Consider the following 21,811-nt stretch of genomic DNA (forward strand, 5'->3'; position numbering starts at 1 on the left):
CTAAAAAAACAATAGTCGTATAATATTTACAGCCAAACCCATCAAAGATGCAACCAAAGCATTTTTCGCCTTTACAGGAAATTCTTTCTTTTTTATAAAATAATAAATAATACCTACTATAGGAATCAAGAAACTAAGTATCCACATTCCTATACCTAATTTGTCCTTTTTCAATAGTACGCCATTGCCATTATATAATTCATAAGAAAAACTTGTTGAATAACTGATTTTACAAATATAGTTTTCGTTTGTATCAAGTGTCAATTTTATAGGTGTATTTACTCCTTGACATTTAATATTAAGTATCATATTTGACAAAACTGGAATATCCATATCAAAACCGACATTAAATGGGTATATTCCAATAGTCTTACCATTAGATTGGATTTCTAAAGTTACACTTGCAAGCGGAATTTTCCCTATTCGCATAATTCTTAGTAATGAGCTTGAATTATTATTTAGCATGATTGGTTGGTTTACGGAATCATTGACAGGAATACCACAATACGGACAAGATTTTGAGCCACAAGGAATCATTTGCCCACATTCTTCACACTTTATCATTGAAGGTTTGAAAGGCGCACCGCAATTCGGGCAACTAATAGATGATGGTGGAACAATTTCACCACATTCCTCACATTTTATCGGTATCACTACGGGAGCACCACATTTAGGACAAGATGCCGCTTTATCCGATACCATATTTCCACATTCAGAACATTTCATTAAAGCCATGAACAATTGTTGAATATTCCCGTAGGCTCTAAAGGGAGGGTTACAAAAAGGAAGTGGAGCCAAAATTCTATTTTATTCCTCTTGATGGGCCTTCGACTGCCTTGTGTGATGAATAAAAAGAAAAAACAGCTCCACTTTGACCGTTATATCGAGTTAGGATAATAACAAGCCAAAGGAGAACGTTCTCTTTACTATTCCAAACACACATTAATGAGTTGTCGAAGTTCATCAAAAGTGGAATAATTACGAAACGCTTCCTAAAATATGTCTGTTGCAACTGCAACGATGCAAAAATAGAAAGAATTTAGTAAAGAACATCCTTTTAGAGCTGTTTATTTTTCACAAAGGTAGTGTTTTAAAGCAAGATAAAACACTACACTATATATCTTTGTATCAATCGTTGAACTTGAACAATCTGAAACTTGCAGCCTTTAGAGGTAACAAAACCTTGTTCATTCAGTCGAATTGTCATTTGCGATAGTGTTAATTCCTCTTTTACCATTGAACGAAGCAATGCAACCGCACGCATATTGTTGACGTTATTTTGCGCTTTGGTTCTGTTGGTCTGATTGCTGTGTGCAATTGCCTCATTATGTTTTTTCATTAGATTTTCACTTTTTCCAAGCTGAACACCTCGTTCCTTTTTTGCCTTCAATGACAATCGTGTACGTTGGCTTATCAAGTTGGCTTCATATTCCGCAATACTACTTATAATGTGTAATATCAAGCGATTTGCTTGGGGAAAATCACAAAATGTAATTTCAACATCACTTTCCAATAACTTTGAGGTAAAAGCTACATTACGACTTAATCGGTCAAGTTTCGCCACAATAAGGATAGAATTTGTTTTTCGGCACAGAGCCAATGCCTCTTGTAATTTAGGGCGGTCTGACTTTTTTCCACTTTCGGTTTCCACAAATTCAGCTATTATTAACCCTTTTTTCACAAAAGAATGAATAATACTTCTTTGCGCCTCAATCCCCAAACCGCTTTTTTCTTGTTTGGTAGTAGATTGTCTCAAATATGCTATATAGTTACCCATAATTCCATTTTTAATTGATTACTTACATTTGCTAAACGACCATTCAATAAATGTAAGTTACTATCAGAAATAGCTGATTTCACACTTTTTTAATCTCCGCAATACAAGTTCCGCCCATAACCCATCGCATAAGAAACGACATCAGAAGACAAACCTTCAAACTCTTTTTTCTTAGGCTTCTCGTTTTTACGAGCGTTGTGCGCTGCCCAACTCGCAGCTATCATAGCATCAAGCTTTGCCGCTTTCGCCTCACGAACTCTAACAGCATCTTTTTCCCAACGCCATGCAGCTTTTAGACATTCACCCCATGTACGTCCCTTGCGTTGAAAATCGTTGCTGTAAATTCTGTGTGCATCCTTCATCACTTGTCTTTTATCGTATCGGTTCATATTATTGTAGTGTTATTGATTTCTTATTGCATTGCAAATGTAGTGCTTTTAATATACATACACAAATAAAATCGTATATTTTTAGAACTACATTAACTTATTTTATGTATATCTATCAATATACATATTAAAAAGAAACGTATATTTGTATTTATAATAAAAATGAATACTTATGGCACTACGAATTAAAGAGATTATCAAAGAAAAAGGTATGACCGTTCAAACATTAGCGGATAAAATGGGGATTAACAGAGTAGGACTATCCAATCATATAAATGGAAATCCATCAGTTGCAGTATTGGAAAAGATTGCTGCTGCATTGGAAGTGTCGATACAAGAATTGTTTGAAAAAGAAAAGAATGAAAATATTAATGGATATATTGAGATTGGGAGTGAAATCTTTAAAGTCACTTCTCTTCAAGATATGGAAGCCCTGCTTACTCGTTACAAACAGTCTGCAAAATGAAAAAAAATCATATAGCCAACTGCTTCATGTCTATGTATAATGGTGTGTGATTTGATTTATATAATTGATATTCAACAATATAATACGTATAGTTGAATTTATATACTTATTACCATACTTGCAAAAAAGATGAATAAAAATGCAATAAATAACACGAAAATATGGGAAAGTTACCAATGAAGCAACTTATATATACTTTCAAGGATATAAGTATTGATGCAATAATTAAGAAACATATAGAGTTGTTGAAGAACCAAAATCAACCTCAACGAACTATTACTAACTTCAATGAGGTCACTTGTGACAGTAGTTTTATCGCTAAAATCGAAACTGTTGAGGGAGCAAACAAGTCATTTCCAAAAAAGCAAATATTATATAAAAAATATGCGTTCTTTATTCATCGGCTTATTCAACGATGCAAATCCAACAAAGAGGGAAACTTTACCCGTTTCAATTCGCAAATATTACAAACTGTATTTGGGCATGTTTATATTGATATGTTAAAGACATTGGAGACATTGGGCATTATAAAAGTATCAAGTAGTTATATACCATCTATTCAGGCTCGTTTAATTGAACTTAATTCTAATTTGCCCACTGTATCGGAAATGAAATATTCATCTTATATTGAAGAATATTCCGACAAGATGCAACAAGAATTGAAGAAATATGAGCAGATACAAATTCAGGAGATAAAATCTGAAATGGGGAATAGCTTATATGATAATTTTACAAAATCGTTGAGAATGCTCAAATTAGCACATAGAGAAGAAGCGGAAGATTATAGGGATAGGCACCATTTTATAAGTTTGAAATCAAAAGAATATTTTACTTATATTCTAAATGAATATAGCAAAGGAAACTTTAATATATTATCTGTTGATAAGAACTTACGTACCTACTCCATACTGACCCAATCACCAAGAATATTTAAGAATTTTCTTAATATAAAATTTTCTATAGATATACATAATAGTCATCCTTTATTATTTAATAAATTAATAATTGAAAGATATAATATAAATAAGAATATCTTACATATATTATATAATAATCTTTCTATTATAGATAATTCTTACTATTCTGTTAGTAAACAACTCTGTAAGCTATTGGTAAACAATGGAATACAAAAAGAAAAAATTGCAAATATCCCCAATGATATTTGGGAATACATTTATAATACTTCAAAGGGGATATTTTGGGATGATTTTACGAGATTGGACGAGTTTAAACGATTATTACGTTCTGACATAAAAGTAGCATTGTTCCATGAAGTCTTTTATTCCAAGACACTGACGACAAAAGGAAAAGACTTTGCCAAAGTGTTTAAAAAGAAATATCCAAGTGTCTATAAATTGGTGAAGGAAAGTAAAAGAGAAGACCGTACTTTCTTGGCTAACCAAATGATGCGCATTGAAAGTAATATATTCAGGAGTATATTAACCAAACTGTACGTCAAACGATTTAAAGTGCTCACAATTCATGATGCAATTGTTGTATTGGATGTAAAAACCAACAACCAATGTACTCCTGAACTTATACGGTTGATTATCGAAAAAGAATACCTGCGGATAGGTTTGTTTCCCAATGTATCAGTTGACTACTATTCAACGGAGCATGTAGCAAGAGAACTGCGACAAGAAGAACAAGATATGAAAGAAATAAATGAATTGATAGATAGCTTTAAAGCAATAGCCAAGGATAAATCCCATTCAAGGTATCAAACTTGCAGAGATATACTAAAAGAATTGGAAGACGGGACATCAGAAATTTATATCAACCATGCAACAAATGAATTTGTGTGGCACAAAATTTTCAATTAGCAGACAAAGTGTTTAGAAACTTGTTTTCATTTTGAAAGGAAGTTATTTTTTTCAGAAAAAATTACAAAAAAAGGAACTATCCGTTGGCAATTTAGCCCCCCCTCCTCCAAGGAGGGGTAGCCAAGAGAGGGGTTACAGCGTTAAAAATTATCATGCCCTACATATTCCATCAAATCTTCTCTTTGAATAATCCACTGCCCACGTGCATCCTTCTTGCCTTTTATCTTACCATTATTTAAGTATTTATTGATAGTATCTTTGCTTTTTATTCCCGTAATTTCCTGAGCCTCCTTACTATTGAATGTTTGCTTTTTCTTTTCAACAGTAATTGGTGCGGATATTTTTCGTGTCAACTCTTTAGATTGTTCATCCACTATCTCCAATAATAATCTTTGGGAAGCAGATAATAAACTGATTGAAAATTCACATACATGTTTACAACGTTCTATTTTTTGCTCCGTAGTAAGTTCAGACAGTTTATCTTCAAGAACGAAATACCCCGAAGTGAATGTCGATGAGCCAAAATCGGAGGGGTTAGACTTTAAAACTAAATCCAACAAATTTTCATACAATGGTTTCAAATCATCTTCAAGTTTGACTGTTTTCCTTTTCATAACTATTTTTCCAATTCTGCATTTATCATTTTTAATTTTTCTCTCTTTTTTATTCCAAATAAATCAATGTAATATTTTAGAGTATCGATTTTTTTATGTCCTGTCATAGACATTAAGTCATAAGTATCAAGTCCATACTCTATCATAATTGATATAAAAGTTTTGCGCCCCGTATGGCATGAGATAAATTCATTTTTAGGCAATTCTATTGTTTTTCGTTCCTTCTGCATATAGTCAACTGTAATTACATTGGCATAGAGATTATAATGTTGCAACATTTCTTTAATAGCACGGTTTAGTGCTTGATTTGTATAGCCTTTAAATGAAAAATTGTACTTTTCTCCAATTCTTTTTGCCTTATCAAATAAGTAAATTCGACAATTGATATTTGTTTTATTGGTAGTTAACACGAGTTCATTGTTTTCTTTGTCGTAATAAGTCTTATCTAATTTAGCAAAATCCCCAAAACGTAATCCCGTATAACATAAAAATAGAAAATAGTTTCTGACTTTAACAAATCGCTCTTCTTTTATATCAAGGTTTTCTAACTCTTTCAATTCCTCTCTATCCAATCGAATTACCTTTTTCTTTTCAATATCTAAATGAGGTTTTTTTATTCCATTAGGAACAGCACCATATTTACCAACCAAAAAAGTAAACAATGAATCTAAGCGTTTTTGTATTGTCTTGTTCACCATTTCTCCCTCAGTTTTGTATTTATGTGTATTAGTACTTTCACGAGGAAGGTAACAGTACTCTATTAATTCTAAAAGGAAATCTTCATCAATATCTTGGGGTTGAATCGGTTTTGAATAGTTGTCATATTCAAAATCAATCAATAGATTCTTAGTTGAAGTATAATCTTTTGAAGAAGGGTGATTTTTCCGTCCTTCTCGTCCTTTTAAAACTTCTTCTTTGTATTTCTTTTCTTTGTATGCCTCTATCCATTCTTCAAAATCTGTAATAAGTCCATTTTGCGAATTAGCTTTCAATTTACTTTTTTCCAAACGAAGAATGCATTCGTCCACTAACTTTTTTGTTAGAGAAAAGTTGGAAGATTTATCCTTCATCAATTCAATTATTGCTGCATTGACGGACTTTGCCAAATTTTCAATTCTTTCAATCTCAAACAAATAATCATACAAATCATCTTGTTGTTTAAGATGTTTGGTCTTAGCATTGAAGCAGTCTTTAGGAACTTTGAAAGCATTATAACGGAATGTTTTTCCGAAATAAGCATAGGAGAATACTATATTACCCTTATAATATGCCAAGTTCAAGACTGAATTTATTTTTGAAGAAGCATTTCCCATTGAATTTTCTTATTTATATTTCTCTGTGTTTTTCTCTGTATTTGCAAAGATATAACAAATATTGTTGATTACCAAACAATCCTATCTTATCCTAATTGTAAAATATACATCTATATACCAATGGTTTACACACAAATAAGTAAGAATATTTATGAGTGATTAATATGATAAAATGATAATTTCTAAATCCGCTACCCCGACAGAAATTAATAAGCTACTGATTTTTCAGTAGCTTATTTTTGTATATACCCTCTTTTCCATTTATCCAAATAGCAACGTAAAGCAACTCCCTTTTCCCGCAGCAGACTGCACCGTAATATTGCCGCCATGCCGATTCATCACTTGTTTACATAAACTGAGCCCGATGCCCGAGCCGGAAGGCTTGGTGGTGAAGAACGGTACAAAAATCTTATCCTGCACTTCCGGTAAGATACCTTCGCCATTGTCGCTGACAGTAATAAGGCATTGCCACGAGAGGGCGGGTAGCATCTTCACTTCTATCAGGGGATGTTCCTTCCTGCTACATGCTTCTTTGGCGTTTTTAATCAGATTAATCAGTACTTGTTCTATCTGTGTCCGGTCTATCTGGAGTATGCGGTCGGCCTCCGGAAGCTCTATCCGGATATACTCTTCCGAAAACAGCTTCTGCAAATCCTGCAACAGCTCGCGGACGGCAACCGGACGACGGACGGGGGCGGGAAGTCTTGTCAGCTTCCGGTAATTCTCCACAAACTCCAACAACCCCTTACTACGGCGGTGGATAGTCTGCATTCCCTGCCGCATGACGGGATAGTTCTTTTCCGACATTTCCCGCTCGCTCAAGGTTTCGGAGAGGGAGATGATGGGAGTGATTGAATTCATTATTTCGTGCGTCAGCACACGTATCAGCTTTTGCCACGCTTCCATCTCATTGCGTTCCAGCACGCGGGTACGGAAATTCCTCATCGCTTCGGAAAGCTCGTCCACCATATCCTCCATAGACCGGTTCTTGTAGGGAGAACGGAATGACAGCATCATGTCGTCATAGCGCAGGCTCTCTGCCAGATGGCGCATCATGCGCACCTGCATCATCTGCAGGCGGTACAGATGAACGGCAATCGCCAGCAATATCAAAAAAGCCATCAGTGCACTGAACCACAGTCCGGCATCCACCAGCAGATAAACGCCGACCGAAAGGAAGGCTATGCCGATGATGTGCAGTGCCACAATCAATGAATATCGTTTCATAAGCCCAGTTTTTCAAGTTTCCGGTACAAGGCGAAGCGAGTAATGCCCAAGTATTCGGCGGCACGGGTCACATTTCCCTCGCTGAGCCGCATGGCACGTTCCACCGCCTGCCGTTCCAATTGTTCCAGGTTGAGGACTTCTTCTTCCTTCTTCTGGCGGGAAGCCGAAGCTTGGAACATGAAGTTTTCCGGACGAAGCAAAGAGCCGCCTCCCAGTATCACGGCACGTTCCATGGTATGCTGCAACTCACGTACATTACCCGGCCAGGCATATTTCAGCAACTTGTTCTTCGCCTCGCGGGTCAGCCCGCGCATCTCTTTCTGATATTTGCGGGCATACCGTTGCAGGAAATACTCTGCCAGCAAGAGGATGTCGTTTCCGCGTTCCCGCAGAGGTGGAATATGCAACTCGATGGTGTTGATGCGATACAGCAGGTCTTGGCGGAAGTCTCCTTCGTCCACCAGCCGACGGATGTCTGCATTGGTGGCGCAGATGAGCCGCACATCAATGGGCGTAGCCTGCGTACTTCCCAAACGACTGATACAACGCTTTTCGATGGCAGTCAGCAATTTGGCCTGCATGGGCAGGGAAAGGTTACCTATCTCATCCAGAAAAAGCGTACCGCCGGTTGCCACTTCCATACGTCCGGCTTTCGCCTTCCGTGCATCGGTGAATGCGCCTTTCTCGTAGCCGAACAACTCGCTTTCGAACAACTGTTCGGGAATACTGCCGAGGTCTATCGTAACAAACGGCTTTCCATAGCGGGGAGAATTGCGGTAAAGCAGGCGGGCAATCACATCCTTTCCGGTTCCATTCTCACCCAATATAAGTATGTTGGCATCCGTATCGCGCAACTTCTCCACAGTAGAGAAGACTTGCTGCATGACAGGAGAATCACCGATAATAATCTCTTCGGAGCCTCCTGCTGTGACATTGCTCAGAACTTCCACCTGCTCTTTCAGCAGATTTATCTCGGTCCGCGAACGACGCAGCTTCATGCCCGAAGAAAGGGTGGCCAGCAACTTCTCCTTCTCCCACGGCTTGGGAATGAAATCCGTAGCCCCCGCTTTGATGGCACGCACCGCCTTGTCCGTATCCGCGTAGGCAGTCATGAAGATGACCACTGCTTGCGGGTCGATACTCAGAATCTGCTTCAAGCTGTCGAAACCTTCCTGACCACTGATGGCATCACGGCTGAAATTCATATCCAGCAGAATAATGTCCGGACGGAAAGTGGTCATAAAATGCTCGATGCGGTCGGGAGTCACTGCCACTTTTATCTTCTCGGCGTAGGGTTCGAGAAGAAGGTTCAGTGCAAAAAGGACATCCTCGTTATCATCTACAATCAATATTTTACCAAACTGCTCCATATCTGTTTTCTTTTCGTGCAGGCAAGGCCTACACAATCCCACATCTCTTGTACGGGCAAAGATAAGTATAATATCCATGTGTTGTGCGTGCATTATCGCACTATTTTTGTGCGCAACTGCACACGTTTGGAAAGCTTCGAACCACAACAAACACTTATAATACAATAACTTATACTTATGGCATAGAATTTGAACTTTATAGAGTAAAGAAAACAACTATGCACCGGAATATATTTTTATTGCTTATTACATTCAGTCTGATGTCGAGTGCCGTTGCCCAAGAGCACACACTGGAGCTGACTTTGGAAGAAACCATCGAGCAGGCCCGCCAGCAGTCGCCCGACGCCCAAAACGCCCGCCATAGCTTCCGTTCCGCTTATTGGAACTACAAATACTACTGTGCCAACTACCTGCCGACGCTCAAGCTTACTTCCAATCCTTATCTGGACCGTGCCATCAACAAAGTGACCCAAAGCGATGGCAACGTCAAGTTCATAGAGCAGAACCTGCTGAGTACCGACCTGACACTGAGTCTGACACAAAACGTGCCGTGGACCGGAGGAACCTTTTTCATTGAAACGGCTGCGCAGCGTCTCGACCTTTTCAGCAGCGACACTTATTCCTGGCAGACTTCACCCGTCAACATCGGATACAGCCAGTCCTTGTTTGGCTACAACAGCCTGAAGTGGGACCGGCGCATCGAACCTATCCGTTATCGCGAAGCCAAGAAAACCTACGTAGAAACCCTTGAGCTTGTTGCCGCCAATGCCACAGAGAAGTTCTTCAACCTGGCCAAAGCACAAAGCAACTACGAAATAGCCAACGCCAACTACGCCAATGCCGACACCTTATATATATATGCGCAAGGACGATACAACATCGGCACCATCAGCGAGAACGAGATGTTACAGCTCGAACTCAACAAACTGACCGAAGAAACCAACTGCATGAATGCCCGCATCGAAGTGGAAAACTGCATGCAGGAACTCCGTTCCTACCTCGGCATCCAAGAAGACCTCCATATAAAGGTGAAGATAGACAACCGGGTGCCCGACCTGCACATCGACCTGGATGCCGCGCTGATGCTTGCCAACGAAAACAGTCCGGAGATACAGAACATGCTACGCCGCAAGGTGGAAAGCGAGAGTGCCGTGTCGCGCGCCAAGGCCAATGCCGGACTGAAAGCAGACATCTACCTGCGCTTCGGCTTGACGCAAACTGCCGACAAGCTGAAAGATGCCTACCGGAATCCACTGGACCAGCAGTACGTCAGCCTGGGCATTACCCTCCCCATCCTGGACTGGGGGCGCGGAAGGGGACAAGTACGCGTGGCCCGTTCCAACCGAGACCTTGTCTACACGCAGGTGGAGCAGGACAAGACAGATTTCGACTTGAACGTACGGAAACTCGTGAAGCAATTCAACCTGCAGGCGCAACGGGTAAACATAGCCGCCCGCACGGACCATACAGCCCAACGACGCGCCGAAGTAGCCCGAAAACTCTATCTGCTCGGCAAGTCCTCGGTACTCGACCTCAATGCATCCATCACGGAAAAAGATACGGCCCGGAGAAGCTATATAACGGCTTTGTACAACTATTGGAGTTTGTACTATACACTGAGAAGCATCACACTATATGACTTTGAAAAAGAGAGGCCACTGGCAGAAGACTTGGAAAGGGTTACTAATGAAGAATCTATACAATAATAGAATCGTGGAATAGTTTTAGTAAAAGCTGGCCGGAGATTTACTAAAACTCCGGTGACGATTTACTAAATCTCCGGTGAAGTTTTAGTAAAACTCGGAACCCTTATTCAGAAGTACTTCTGAAGGGGGTATCTGAAAAGTAAAAAAAGAGTATATAAAATATTGCATTATGGATATAAAACTTGAAAAGAAACCCTGGTACATCCGTTACCGCTACTATCTGGCGGGAGGCGTTGCCTTCCTTGCCTTCTTGGTCTATGTAATCACCCTTTCGCTGGGCCCCAGCAAACTGCGCATCGAGCAAGACAACATACAGATAGCCGAAGTCAAGAACGGCAAATTCATGGAATATGTAGATGTGGAGGGAGTGATTCAGCCCATCCTTACCATCAAGGTCAATGCACGTGAAGCCGGAAGCGTGGAACGCATCATAGGAGAGGAGGGGAGCCTGCTCCGGCAAGGAGACACCATCCTCGTCATGGAAAACCCCGACCTGCTGCGCAGTATCGAAGACCAGCGCGACGACTGGGAAAAGCAGCTCATCACCTACCGCGAAAAAGAGATTGAGATGGAGCAGAAAAGCCTGAACCTGCAACAACAAGCCCTGCAGACCGATTATGACCTCAACCGCCTGCGCAAGAGTTTTGCCCTTGACAAGGAGGAGTACCGCATGGGCATCAAGAGTAAGGCGCAGCTCGAAGTTTCCGAGGACGAATACAACTATAAAGTGAAAAATGCCCATCTTCAAAGGGAAAGCCTCCGTCATGACTCTGCCGTCACCGTCATCCGCAAAGACCTCATCAGGAACGACCGCGAACGGGAACGGAAGAAGTATGAACGCGCCTGCGAACGGCTCGGCAACCTGGTGGTAAAAGCTCCCGTCGCCGGCCAGCTCAGCTTTGTCAAGGTGACTCCGGGACAGCAGGTCGCTTCCGGCGAAAGCATTGCGGAAATCAAGGTGCTGGACCAATATAAAGTGCATACTTCCCTAAGCGAATACTACATCGACCGCATTATCACCGGATTGCCTGCCACCATCAATTATCAGGGAAGAAAATACCCGTTGCGCATCACGAAAGTGGTTCCCGAAGTCAAAGACCGCACGTTCGACGTAGACCTCGTCTTCACCGGTGACATGCCCGACAACGTACGTGTAGGCAAAAGCTTCCGGGTACAGATAGAACTCGGCCAGCCGGAGGAGGCGCTCGTCATTCCGCGCGGCAACTTCTACCAGAGTACCGGCGGACAATGGATTTACAAACTGAACGCCGCAAAGACAAAAGCCGTGCGCGTGCCGCTTGGCATCGGTCGCCAAAATCCGCAACAATACGAGATTACGGAAGGTTTGCAACCCGGAGATTGGGTAATTACAACGGGATATGATACCTTTGGCGAGGCGGAAGAATTGATAATGAAATAAAACGACGCACTATGAGACAAATAATCTTAGCCATCAATGCATTGCTGAAATTCAAAGCATACACCCTTATCAATGTATTGGGATTGGCGTGCAGTTTGGCTTGTGTACTTACCGTTGCCCGATATATCCACCAGGAAAACACGGTAAACCGGTGCTTCCCTGAATATAAACGTATTTGCCTGATAAAAACCTCTACCAGCAGTGGTGAAAACTTCTTGGGAGGCTACCGGTCGGGATTGGAAAAGGATCCTGCCGTAGAACAATTTACGGTGATTTATCAAATATCGGATATGCCCGTTCTGTTCGGGGAACAAGAAATTGCAGCGAACGCTTTTTCTGTAGACAGCACCTTCTTCAAAATCTTTCCATATAGGGTGATTGCCGGAAGCGGAAGAATAGTCCGCCCGAGGGATGTTGTCATCACCCGTTCTTTTTGGATGAAGAAGCTGGGAGGAAAGAATGCCATAGGCGCTACTTTCAAAAACACAAAAGGGAATAAATTCACTATTGTAGGAGTGGTGGATGACCCCGATACCAAGACATCGTGGACGCCAGATATATTTATGTCGAATGAATTGGATGAATTCCTTTTTTTCGACCCTATATACGCCATGCTGATGGCATCGGATGCAGACATCGCACTGCTGAATAAAAAGTATTCAAAAGAACACCCCCGCAGCAAATGGAGCACTTATGAGACGGTACGCTATCAGTATCTGCCTTTGAAAGATTTATATTACGATAAAGACCACGGAAAAGAAAACAAGAACTATCAATATGGCAACCAAAGCTATGTCCGGGTATTGATGGTAGTAGCCTTCCTGGTAGGCATCATAGGGCTGCTGAACTTCATCAACATCTACACTGTCATCATGTCCAAGCGGTCAAGAGAGTTTGGGGTAAAAAAGGTGTTCGGTGCAGGCAGGACAGACATTTTCCTGCAAATATATGCCGAGAACATCTTATTGACGGGACTGGCATTACTCCTCTGCTGGGCTTTAATAGAAATAACCAAGTTTTTCTTTTTCCATGAACTTTATATACCTACCACAACAGACCCTGGCTTTGACCGGAAGGTCTCTGCCATCGTACTTTTAGGATTACCATTACTGACTACTATTTATCCGTTCTTGAAATACACATGCAGCAAGCCCGTCAACTCCATACGCGAGCTGGCATCTTCACGCTTTTCCACACGGTCACGTATGATATTACTGTGTTTTCAATATGTCGTAACTATCTTTATAATAACCGTTTCTCTGTTTTTTGTGCGACAGTTGGAATATATGCTTGGCGCTGACCTCGGTTTCCGCTCGCACGATGTGATAACTTGCCGGATGTATGTTGGTAATTTGGGACTTTATAAAACAAGTAAAGAGGAGGGATTGGATGAAGGAAAAAGACAATATATAAGTAATGCTTTGGTCAATAAACGAATGAGTGAAAGCACTCTGTTTGAACATTGGAGCAGAGGAAACAACTTGCTGTTCACTGACTTCCGTTTTGACAGCTTTGCGCTCAACAGAGCCGAAAACGGTTTCCATCCGGCATTGCGCGCACATTTAACGAGCCATTCCATGGCAATATACGATTTTCAGCTTGTAGAGGGGCGCCTATGGAACGACTCCATAGATGAAGCGTTCACCAAAAACAGTTTCAAGGTAATTATCAACGAAACCGCTAAAAGAGTCTATGGAATAAAAGACATCACCAAAGACAAGCTGCAACCTGAAGAACCACACTACGCCTCAAGCAGCTTACCGGATTTCTACAATCCACCTTGCGAGATAGTAGGGGTCATAAAGGATTTCAATGTTCGGCACCTTTCACAATCCACCCAACCGGTTGTCATCTATTATCACGATGCAAGCATAGGCGGAATTTATACTGTTACAGCCTCGTATAAGCACGAGAATAAAGCCAAAGTCATTGATTTCCTGCGCCGCTTATACGAAGAATCTACGGGAAGAACCGACTTTGAATATACGCTGATAGAAGATGAACTCCAAAAGATGTATCGTGAAGACCGTCAAGTGGTGAACATTTATACGCTCTTTGCCGGAATAGCCATTTTCATCTCTTCATTGGGATTATTGTCAATATCCTTGTTTGATATTCGGCAACGTTACCGTGAGATAGGTTTACGCAAAGTGAACGGTGCGCAAGCAAAGGATATTTATCCCTTACTCATTAAAAAGTATCTCTCGGTCATGGGAGTCGCCACTTTGCTATCCATACCCTTGTCATGGATTGCCATTACCCTCTATTTGCAGGATTTTGCCCACAAAGCCCCTTTGACATTCGACTTGTTTGCCATAGCAGTAGCCATAACAACTGCCATCTCCTTGTTGACTATTATTGGGCAAATCCGCAAGGCTGCCAACATCAATCCGGCAAGCATTATGAAAAACGAATAAAAGACATAAAAATTATAAATTTGACATATAATGAAAACACTAAAATACGCTTGGCGTTTCTTGATGCGCTCAAAATCATACACGGTTATAAATTTAGTAGGTCTGGCTTTCAGTCTGGCATGCTGCATCATGCTGATGCGATATATCCATAGAGAACTGACGGTAGACACACATTGTGTGGATCGCAATCATGTATATGGTGTCATTCAGGACATGGATGGCAATAGAGGAATGGCAACAATAGAAAACACGAATAAAGACAGTATATACATTGACCACCGTTACATAGAGAAACGCACTTCTTTAATTCTGATGGAACAGGATTTTGTGAGCGACGAAACATCCCGTTACACAGTGCGGACACTCGTAGCAGATAGTTGTTATTTTCAGCTTTTTCCTTACCGCATAGTGCAAGGAACTCCTATGAAATCTCCTGAATCTGCACTACTGACGGAAGTATGTGCACGTCGTATTTTTGGCCATGACAATCCTATAGGTAAAGTGTTACATTATTCAAATGGGAAAGACATTACCGTAAGTGGCATTATAGCCGAACCGACTTGCAAGACAATGATACAATTTGACATTGTGGTATCAAATACGCTTTCCTCATTTTGGGAACGTATGCCTATTGAATTCGTCCGTTTCACGCCGGGTACAAGCATCAAGAAAATGAACGAGCTTGGGAAACAAGCACGCTGGGTAAATCCGAATTGGAAAAATATAGATGCACGACAATATACATTTTCGTTCATGCCTATAGCAGATATTTATTGGGAACCAGCTTATGTGCAAGATGCCGGTTGCCCTGCCATGCTCACTTATGGAAAACGTTCTCATATTTACATTTTATCTTGTGTATGCTTATTGTTATTGCTTACCGGCATTATAAACTTCATCAATCTTTATTTGATAGGCACACAACGGAGGGGAAAAGAGTACGGGCTTAAAAAAATGTTCGGTATAAAAGGAACGACACTTTTCCTGCAGATATTAACAGAAAACGGACTTTTAGTTGGTTGTGCTTTATTACTGGCTTGGTTACTGATAGAGATAACAATAATCCCTGTCAGCCGTTTGTTAGAATATTATTTCACTTATACATCTTTCGACTTTTGGCTTTCTGCCGGAATTTGGGTAATATTACCCATATTGACCTCTATCTATCCGTTTGTAAAATACAATTATGCATCACCCGTCAGTTCAATTCGTGATGCCACCCAAAGCAAACGTACTGTACACACACGCATTCTTTTTCTTTTTATACAATACATCTTCACATTCCTGCTCATCAGTCTTTCCCTTTATTTCAACAAGCAGCTTTCGCTCTTATTACACACGCAACCTGGATTCCGCATAGAAAATGTACTGATAGCCAAGTTAGGGTATGAATCGGAATCAGCGATGCCACGCGAAAAATGGCAGGAAGCCAGAGAAGCTATGTGGCAACGCAGACATGAACTATGGGAGGCACTTGCACAGTGTCCTTTTATAGAACATTTTGAAATGGAAAAACGACATATACTTTCCGAAGGTTTTAAAGTAACCTACTATAACAATAGAGAGGAAAAAGTAGAGATGAAGTTTTGGTATGCTACCCCTAACTTTTTTAAGTTGTACGGTATCAAAATAATAGAAGGTAGTATTCCCAGTTTTGAAGGAGAAGGAAACAGAGGAGAGGTTTTGGTAGCCAACCGAGCAGCTATGAAAGCTTTGCACTACGACAATCTGTCTGAAGCTTTGGTACAGGAAGAGAACGAGCGTCGGTTAAATCCCAATGCTCCTCTGCATCCCATTGTTGCCGTTGCTGAGGATTACTATGACCGCCACTTGAGTGCAGGACATCGCCCCATTATCTACAATGTATGCAAACAGCGCAGTGACGATATGTGCCAGATAGCCTATACCCCCGGACGACTTAAAGATGTACTTGACTATTTGCGCGACACAGAGCTGCGTATCTATGGTTGTACAGACTTCGAATATACTTTATTGGAAGATGAATGGCATAAACTGTATCAAAAAGACCGGCAGATAGCGGTTATCTATTCTTGTTTCGCACTGATAGCTGTCTTGATATCCTGTTTAGGGCTATTTGGCATTTCACTTTTTGACATTCGTCAGCGTTATCGGGAAATAGGTATTCGCAAAATCAATGGAGCCGGGATGTGTGATCTCTACCAATTATTGTTCCGCAAATATATTCTTGTATTAGCCGTTGCATTTATTATAGCCGCTCCTCTGACTTACTATATCATATACCTATATACACAAGATTTCGCAGTGAAGGCATCCGTAGGTATAGGAATATATGTTATATCGTTACTGATAGTGGCTTTCATCTCACTGGGAACATTATTTTGGCAAATACACAAGGCTGCGAAGATAAATCCGGCAGAAGTAATCAAAGCGGAATAAAATAAGATTAAGATATGAAGTTGGTGCAGTTATCTATAAGGACATTATATCGTTTCAAGATATATACAGCCATCAATATATTAGGATTGGCTTTAAGTCTGGCATGTGTCATCATAATCTCCCGCTACGTGAAGCAGGAAAATGATGTAGATTGTTATAGTCCCGACAAAGACCGGATAGGCATCATGGTGCAGGAATACAAAGATGACAACAATAAAACGGCAGTTATCGGAGGGCCCCTCGAAGATGCAGACATAGAAGCGATGTCCACTTTCGTATGGTTCAATAAAGACTATATCATAAAGGAAGAAAAACATATTGATGTAGAAACGATTGTAGCAGACAGCTTGTTTCTAATAGTGACTGATTTTCCCATGAAATATGGAAAAGCCGAATCATGGGCGGCGTCTCCACAAACCGCCTTTATCACAGAAGAGCTGAGTGAGAAACTCTTCGGGAACATAAATCCTATCGGCAAAACCATTGAATACTCTACCGGCGACCCTCTTACGGTGACCGGAGTTATCGGCAAAGACGGAGGGAAACGCTCGCTTCATTTCGACTTGCTTGTTCCTGAAACGTTGCAGGAGGATTGGGAGTTCCGTTTCCCGATGAAAATGGCATTAATTCATAAAGGGGCTTCCTTTACGAAGATAAATGCACGGCATGCAGCGTTCCGGCAATCTCCACGTGCTGCGGATGTTGAATTCAGGTATCAACTGCTTCCCATGCGTGAAGTGTATTTTCATCCAGCCATTAATGTTTGGCAGGACATGCTGCAAAGGGGGAATTTACCACAGCTACATCTATTGGCACTTGTTGCTGTACTAATTTTAATTGTAGGCATCTTCAATTTTATGAGTCTTTATACGGTTGTATTATTGAAACGAAGCAAAGAATTCGGACTAAAGAAAGTTTTTGGAAACAATTCAGCACAGCTATTCTCCCAACTATATATCGAGAATTTCTGTCTGACACTTGTATCATTGTTTATAGCCTGGTTCCTTGTCGAAATTTCCGCCTTTCCCTTAAATAAATATTTTGATGTCATTCAACAGCCTAATGGTATATTTGACATCGGAATAACCATAGCTATCCTGATTTTGCTGCCATTGACAGCTTCAATCTATCCGTTTTTTAAATTCAAATACAACACGCCTATCCATTCATTACGGAAAATAGGCAGTGGTGAAAAATCGTCTGTTGTAAGAAACCTCTATCTGAGTATTCAGTATATCGTGGCATTCATTCTAATAGTTGTTTCCATGTTCTTCGCCAAACAACTGTATGAAATGACTCACATAGATTTAGGCTATGACACAGACTCTATCGTTAAAGTCTATTTTGAACGCTATGAACGCAAACAGCCTACCACTGAAGCAGAATATCTGAAACAGACCTCCTTGCGCAAAGCCTCCAAAGAAAATATATCCACCGCAATGAATGCCTCTCCTTTATTCACGGCATGGAATTACTCTTTATCCCCCTATGAATATTTCACCGAATCTCCGGTACTTTTCCGTAAGCTCGGAGAAACCAATTTCAAACAATTGTATTGCATTCCCATTACAGAAGAAGAAATAAGATTTCATGGCTTCCGTTTATCCCAGGGACGTTTATGGGATGCCGGCATCGACCATGAAGGTGAAGCCAAACTGATTCTCAATCAAAAAGCCATGCAACTCTTCGGACTCGGAAGCACAATCAATGCCCGACTGGAACCTCAACAACCTTTATGGCCGCGTAGGGATTTGAGCCCTTATCAGATTATAGGTATCGTCGAAGATTTTTATTGTGGACATTTATCCCAACCGGTTCTTCCTATAGCTTTTATATACGGTGAAACATATCTTTCACAAATTCCTTTGCAAGCTAAAATTGCTCCAGGACATCAAAAAGATGCCGTTGCCTTCTTGGAAAGCCTACACAACGACAATGCTGATGGAGCCTTCAATTATACTTTTGCAAAACAGGAAGTTGAGAATCTCTATAGGTCAGACAAGCAAATAACCATTACCTATTCCTTTTTCTCCTTTATGGCCATTCTAATATCCTCAATAGCTTTGTTTGGATTGTCCTTATTTGACATACAACAAAGATACCGGGAAATAGCTATACGAAAAGTACATGGCGCTACACATAAGGAAATTTTATTGTTATTACTCAAAAAATACATTATCATATTAGCAATGTCATTTTTGATTGCCATTCCTATATCTTATTGGGGAATAGCCATTTATCTGAAAGATTTTGCCTACAAAGCCAACATCAGCAGTTGGTTGTTCATTGTTGCAGCAATCATCATATCATTAATTTCCATATTAACATTGGTTTATCAAGTAAAAAAGGCTGCACGGCAGAATCCGGCAGAAGTAATAAAGAGTGAATAAAAGCGTGTATTTTCGCACAACACATGTGCTATATCGCACAGATACAGTATGGCATTACAAGATTTAATAATCTAATTATAAAACACTTAACTATTTGGCATAATATTTGAATTAAGATTATAACGAGAGACTATTGAAGACAAATAAAAAGAGAAAACATGATTATACATTATCTGAAAGTAGCAATTAGAAACCTGCTGAAATACAAGACTCAAAGTATCGTTTCCATTGTTGGACTGGCAATAGGCTTTGCTTGCTTCGCACTTGCCAATCTATGGATACATTACGAAATGACCTATGACTGTCAGTTTGATGGAGCCGACCGCTTTTACCTGCTTTACAAAAAAGATTTGCTCAATGATACAGGTTATTCAACCAGAATGCCCTATCCAACATCGAATATCTTGAAGAAAAACTTTCCCGAAGTGGAAGATGCTTGTGCGTATATGATATGGGATGATACTGAACTAAAACTTGAAGGTAGTCCCACTATTAACACATCAATGCTATTGGCAGATTCATGTTTTATGAAAATGTTCGGAATTACTCTTTTAGCCGGAAATATGGACTTTCTGCATAATGATTCACAGATAGCTTTAACAAAGGACATGGCAATGAAGCTTTTTGGAAGTGTTGACGTGTTGGGTAAGGAGCTGACTGTTGCTGACAACACTGTAACCATTGAAGCTATATTGGAAGGATTGCAACATAGCAATCTCGCTTTCGGCTGTTGGGGACGAGGTGCCTATTTCCACCAATGGCAAGATTATTGGGGCTATGCAAGCTTTCAAATTTGCGCAAAACTCAAAAAAGGTATCTCAGCCGAAAATTTTCAAAGAAAGCTTAATGCCAGCGAATATAAGGGAGATTCACGAGACCCTGATAAACTATTTGAAGGTGTCGGACTAATGCCCCTTACTCAATACCATTATTCCGAAATAAATGAAAAGAAATCTATCAAATTCCTATATCTGATATTTTTTTCTATCATAGGTGGGCTGGTCATTTCATGTTCACTCTTCAACTATCTGTCTTTGTTTATAACCCGACTCAACATCCGTAATAAAGAATTGGAATTAAGACGGATGTGTGGGTCTTCCATCAGAGGCATTCTTGCACTTTTCATGATTGAATACGGCACTATGATTTTACTTGCAGGAATAATAGGCATGGCATTGGTAGAGATTACTTTACCAATATTCAGAGAAATGTCCGGCATTACGGGAAACATCTATTATGAATCGCTGCTCTATTTCATCGGACTTTTATTATTGTCACTCATTCTGTTACTTCCCTTTGCACTGCGTCGTACAGTAAAACAAAGAAAAGATAAACGCTTCTTTATTTATCGATGTAGTATCCTATTCCAGATATTTATCAGCATACTCTTCCTTTTTTGTATGAGTATTCTGCTGAAACAGATATATCACCTCACCCATACTGATTTGGGATGGGAACGCCATAATATTGCAGCTTTTCCCCTTATTTATCCTCATGACAATTATGACGAAATTGCAGAAAAAATAGCTCAAATACCTTGTACCTCCGAAGTATTGAAAGGACACCACGGACTCTTCCCACGCACCGTCGGTTTAAGTTTGCAAATCAAAGATTGGGACGGTAGAATTGAAGGAGCAGAAGGATTTGAGATACAAAGTATAATCGAAGGAAAAGAAATTATAGATTTTTACAATCTTGACCTTATAGAAGGAGAAGCAATGAAAGAAGAAGAAACGGATAAGGTAATATTAAATGAAACAGCTGTGAAGTTTTTAGGTATGACCGATCCCATCGGAAAAAAACTTTATTTGAATGAAGGAAATGTCAAAACGATTATTGGCATCGTAAGGGATTTTCATATAACGGCTCCTACCATACCCGTAAATCCAATAATGCTGATTGGGAATCATGGCTTCTCTCATAAATTTTGGGGTGGAAGAGGGGATATATTAGTAAAGTTCCATGAAGGCAAATGGAAAGAATTAAAGAATGAGATAGAGAATTTGTTCAGTCAATCCTATCCCACTACAAGATATAAATTCGTGAATGTAGAAGAAGGCTACGAAGAATATCTAAAATCAGAAAAAGTATTGATGAAATTAATATCTTTCGTATCAATGGTATGTATTCTGATTACCATATTCGGCATCTTTTCATTGATTACGCTAAGTTGTGAACAACGACGTAAAGAGATTGCCGTGCGCAAAGTAAATGGAGCTACAACTAAAAATATCATGACAATGTTTATCAAAGAATACATGTTATTATTAATATTTGCTTCTACTATAGCATTCCCAATAGGTTATGTATTGATGAACCATTGGTTAGAGAGCTATGTAAGGCGTACAAGCATTAATCTATGGATTTATACTACCATCTTTGTAGGCATAGCTATTATTATCTTACTTTGTATCGGGTGGAGAGTATGGCAGGCAGCACAACAGAATCCGGCGGAAGTAATCAAAAGCGAATAATACAATA

At 40.1% G+C, this 21,811-nt stretch carries 15 protein-coding genes; 8 read left to right on the forward strand and 7 right to left on the reverse strand.

Features of this window, described 5'->3' with window-relative positions:
* From DWZ67_RS05040 to DWZ67_RS05050, 3 genes are all read right to left on the reverse strand, one after another.
* Window positions 1-735: a zinc ribbon domain-containing protein gene (locus DWZ67_RS05040; RefSeq protein ID WP_133302936.1), complete on the reverse strand. Its 735-nt coding sequence runs from the start codon at window positions 733-735 to the stop codon at window positions 1-3.
* 373 nt (window positions 736-1,108) lie between these two features.
* Window positions 1,109-1,777 carry a recombinase family protein gene (locus DWZ67_RS05045; RefSeq protein WP_120138275.1) on the reverse strand — a complete coding sequence of 223 codons (669 nt, stop codon included), beginning with the start codon at window positions 1,775-1,777 and terminating at the stop codon, window positions 1,109-1,111.
* A gap of 89 nt (window positions 1,778-1,866) precedes the next feature.
* Window positions 1,867-2,166, reverse strand: coding sequence for a hypothetical protein (locus tag DWZ67_RS05050; protein ID WP_165852459.1), 300 nt, complete (start codon window positions 2,164-2,166; stop codon window positions 1,867-1,869).
* A gap of 172 nt (window positions 2,167-2,338) precedes the next feature.
* On the opposite strand from DWZ67_RS05050, the gene DWZ67_RS05055 reads away from it, so the two are divergent.
* Together DWZ67_RS05055 and DWZ67_RS05060 are read left to right on the forward strand one after the other, a co-directional pair.
* A complete protein-coding gene (locus tag DWZ67_RS05055) occupies window positions 2,339-2,632 on the forward strand; it encodes a helix-turn-helix domain-containing protein (protein WP_120138277.1) in 294 nt (97 codons plus the stop codon).
* A gap of 161 nt (window positions 2,633-2,793) precedes the next feature.
* The gene (locus DWZ67_RS05060) at window positions 2,794-4,455 is read left to right on the forward strand and encodes a hypothetical protein (RefSeq protein ID WP_120138279.1); all 1,662 of its coding nucleotides are present in this window, start codon (window positions 2,794-2,796) and stop codon (window positions 4,453-4,455) included.
* Window positions 4,456-4,595: 140 nt separating this feature from the next.
* Here DWZ67_RS05060 and DWZ67_RS05065 read toward each other — a convergent pair whose 3' ends face one another.
* The 4 genes from DWZ67_RS05065 to DWZ67_RS05080 all read right to left on the reverse strand — a co-directional run bounded on the left by DWZ67_RS05065 (window position 4,596) and on the right by DWZ67_RS05080 (window position 8,979).
* Window positions 4,596-5,069, reverse strand: a complete 474-nt coding sequence (locus DWZ67_RS05065; protein ID WP_120138281.1) for a helix-turn-helix domain-containing protein — start codon at window positions 5,067-5,069, stop codon at window positions 4,596-4,598.
* A gap of 2 nt (window positions 5,070-5,071) precedes the next feature.
* Window positions 5,072-6,382 (reverse strand): tyrosine-type recombinase/integrase, encoded by a 1,311-nt coding sequence (locus DWZ67_RS05070; protein ID WP_120138283.1) that lies wholly within the window; start codon window positions 6,380-6,382, stop codon window positions 5,072-5,074.
* Window positions 6,383-6,643: 261 nt separating this feature from the next.
* Window positions 6,644-7,609, reverse strand: a complete 966-nt coding sequence (locus DWZ67_RS05075) for a sensor histidine kinase (RefSeq protein WP_120138285.1) — start codon at window positions 7,607-7,609, stop codon at window positions 6,644-6,646.
* Window positions 7,606-8,979, reverse strand: coding sequence for a sigma-54-dependent transcriptional regulator (locus tag DWZ67_RS05080; RefSeq protein ID WP_117652669.1), 1,374 nt, complete (start codon window positions 8,977-8,979; stop codon window positions 7,606-7,608). Before DWZ67_RS05080 ends, DWZ67_RS05075 begins: the two co-directional genes overlap by 4 nt.
* Before the next feature lie 218 nt (window positions 8,980-9,197).
* Here DWZ67_RS05080 and DWZ67_RS05085 point away from each other — a divergent pair, with 218 nt between their 5' ends.
* The 6 genes from DWZ67_RS05085 (at window position 9,198) to DWZ67_RS05110 (ending at window position 21,804) form a co-directional block, all read left to right on the forward strand.
* Entirely contained in the window at window positions 9,198-10,685 is a 1,488-nt protein-coding gene (locus DWZ67_RS05085) for a TolC family protein (RefSeq protein ID WP_120138287.1), read from the forward strand.
* A 169-nt stretch (window positions 10,686-10,854) separates the two neighbouring features.
* Entirely contained in the window at window positions 10,855-12,105 is a 1,251-nt protein-coding gene (locus tag DWZ67_RS05090) for an efflux RND transporter periplasmic adaptor subunit (protein ID WP_044468083.1), read from the forward strand.
* 11 nt (window positions 12,106-12,116) lie between these two features.
* Window positions 12,117-14,522: an ABC transporter permease gene (locus DWZ67_RS05095; RefSeq protein ID WP_044468084.1), complete on the forward strand. Its 2,406-nt coding sequence runs from the start codon at window positions 12,117-12,119 to the stop codon at window positions 14,520-14,522.
* A gap of 30 nt (window positions 14,523-14,552) precedes the next feature.
* Window positions 14,553-16,940: an ABC transporter permease gene (locus DWZ67_RS05100; RefSeq protein WP_120138289.1), complete on the forward strand. Its 2,388-nt coding sequence runs from the start codon at window positions 14,553-14,555 to the stop codon at window positions 16,938-16,940.
* 14 nt (window positions 16,941-16,954) lie between these two features.
* Window positions 16,955-19,330 (forward strand): ABC transporter permease, encoded by a 2,376-nt coding sequence (locus DWZ67_RS05105; protein WP_120138291.1) that lies wholly within the window; start codon window positions 16,955-16,957, stop codon window positions 19,328-19,330.
* A 158-nt stretch (window positions 19,331-19,488) separates the two neighbouring features.
* Window positions 19,489-21,804, forward strand: a complete 2,316-nt coding sequence (locus tag DWZ67_RS05110) for an ABC transporter permease (RefSeq protein ID WP_120138293.1) — start codon at window positions 19,489-19,491, stop codon at window positions 21,802-21,804.
* The last annotated feature ends 7 nt before the right edge of the window (window positions 21,805-21,811 follow it).

Source organism: Bacteroides sp. AF34-31BH (genome assembly GCF_003602795.1).
GTDB lineage: Bacteria > Bacteroidota > Bacteroidia > Bacteroidales > Bacteroidaceae > Bacteroides > Bacteroides uniformis.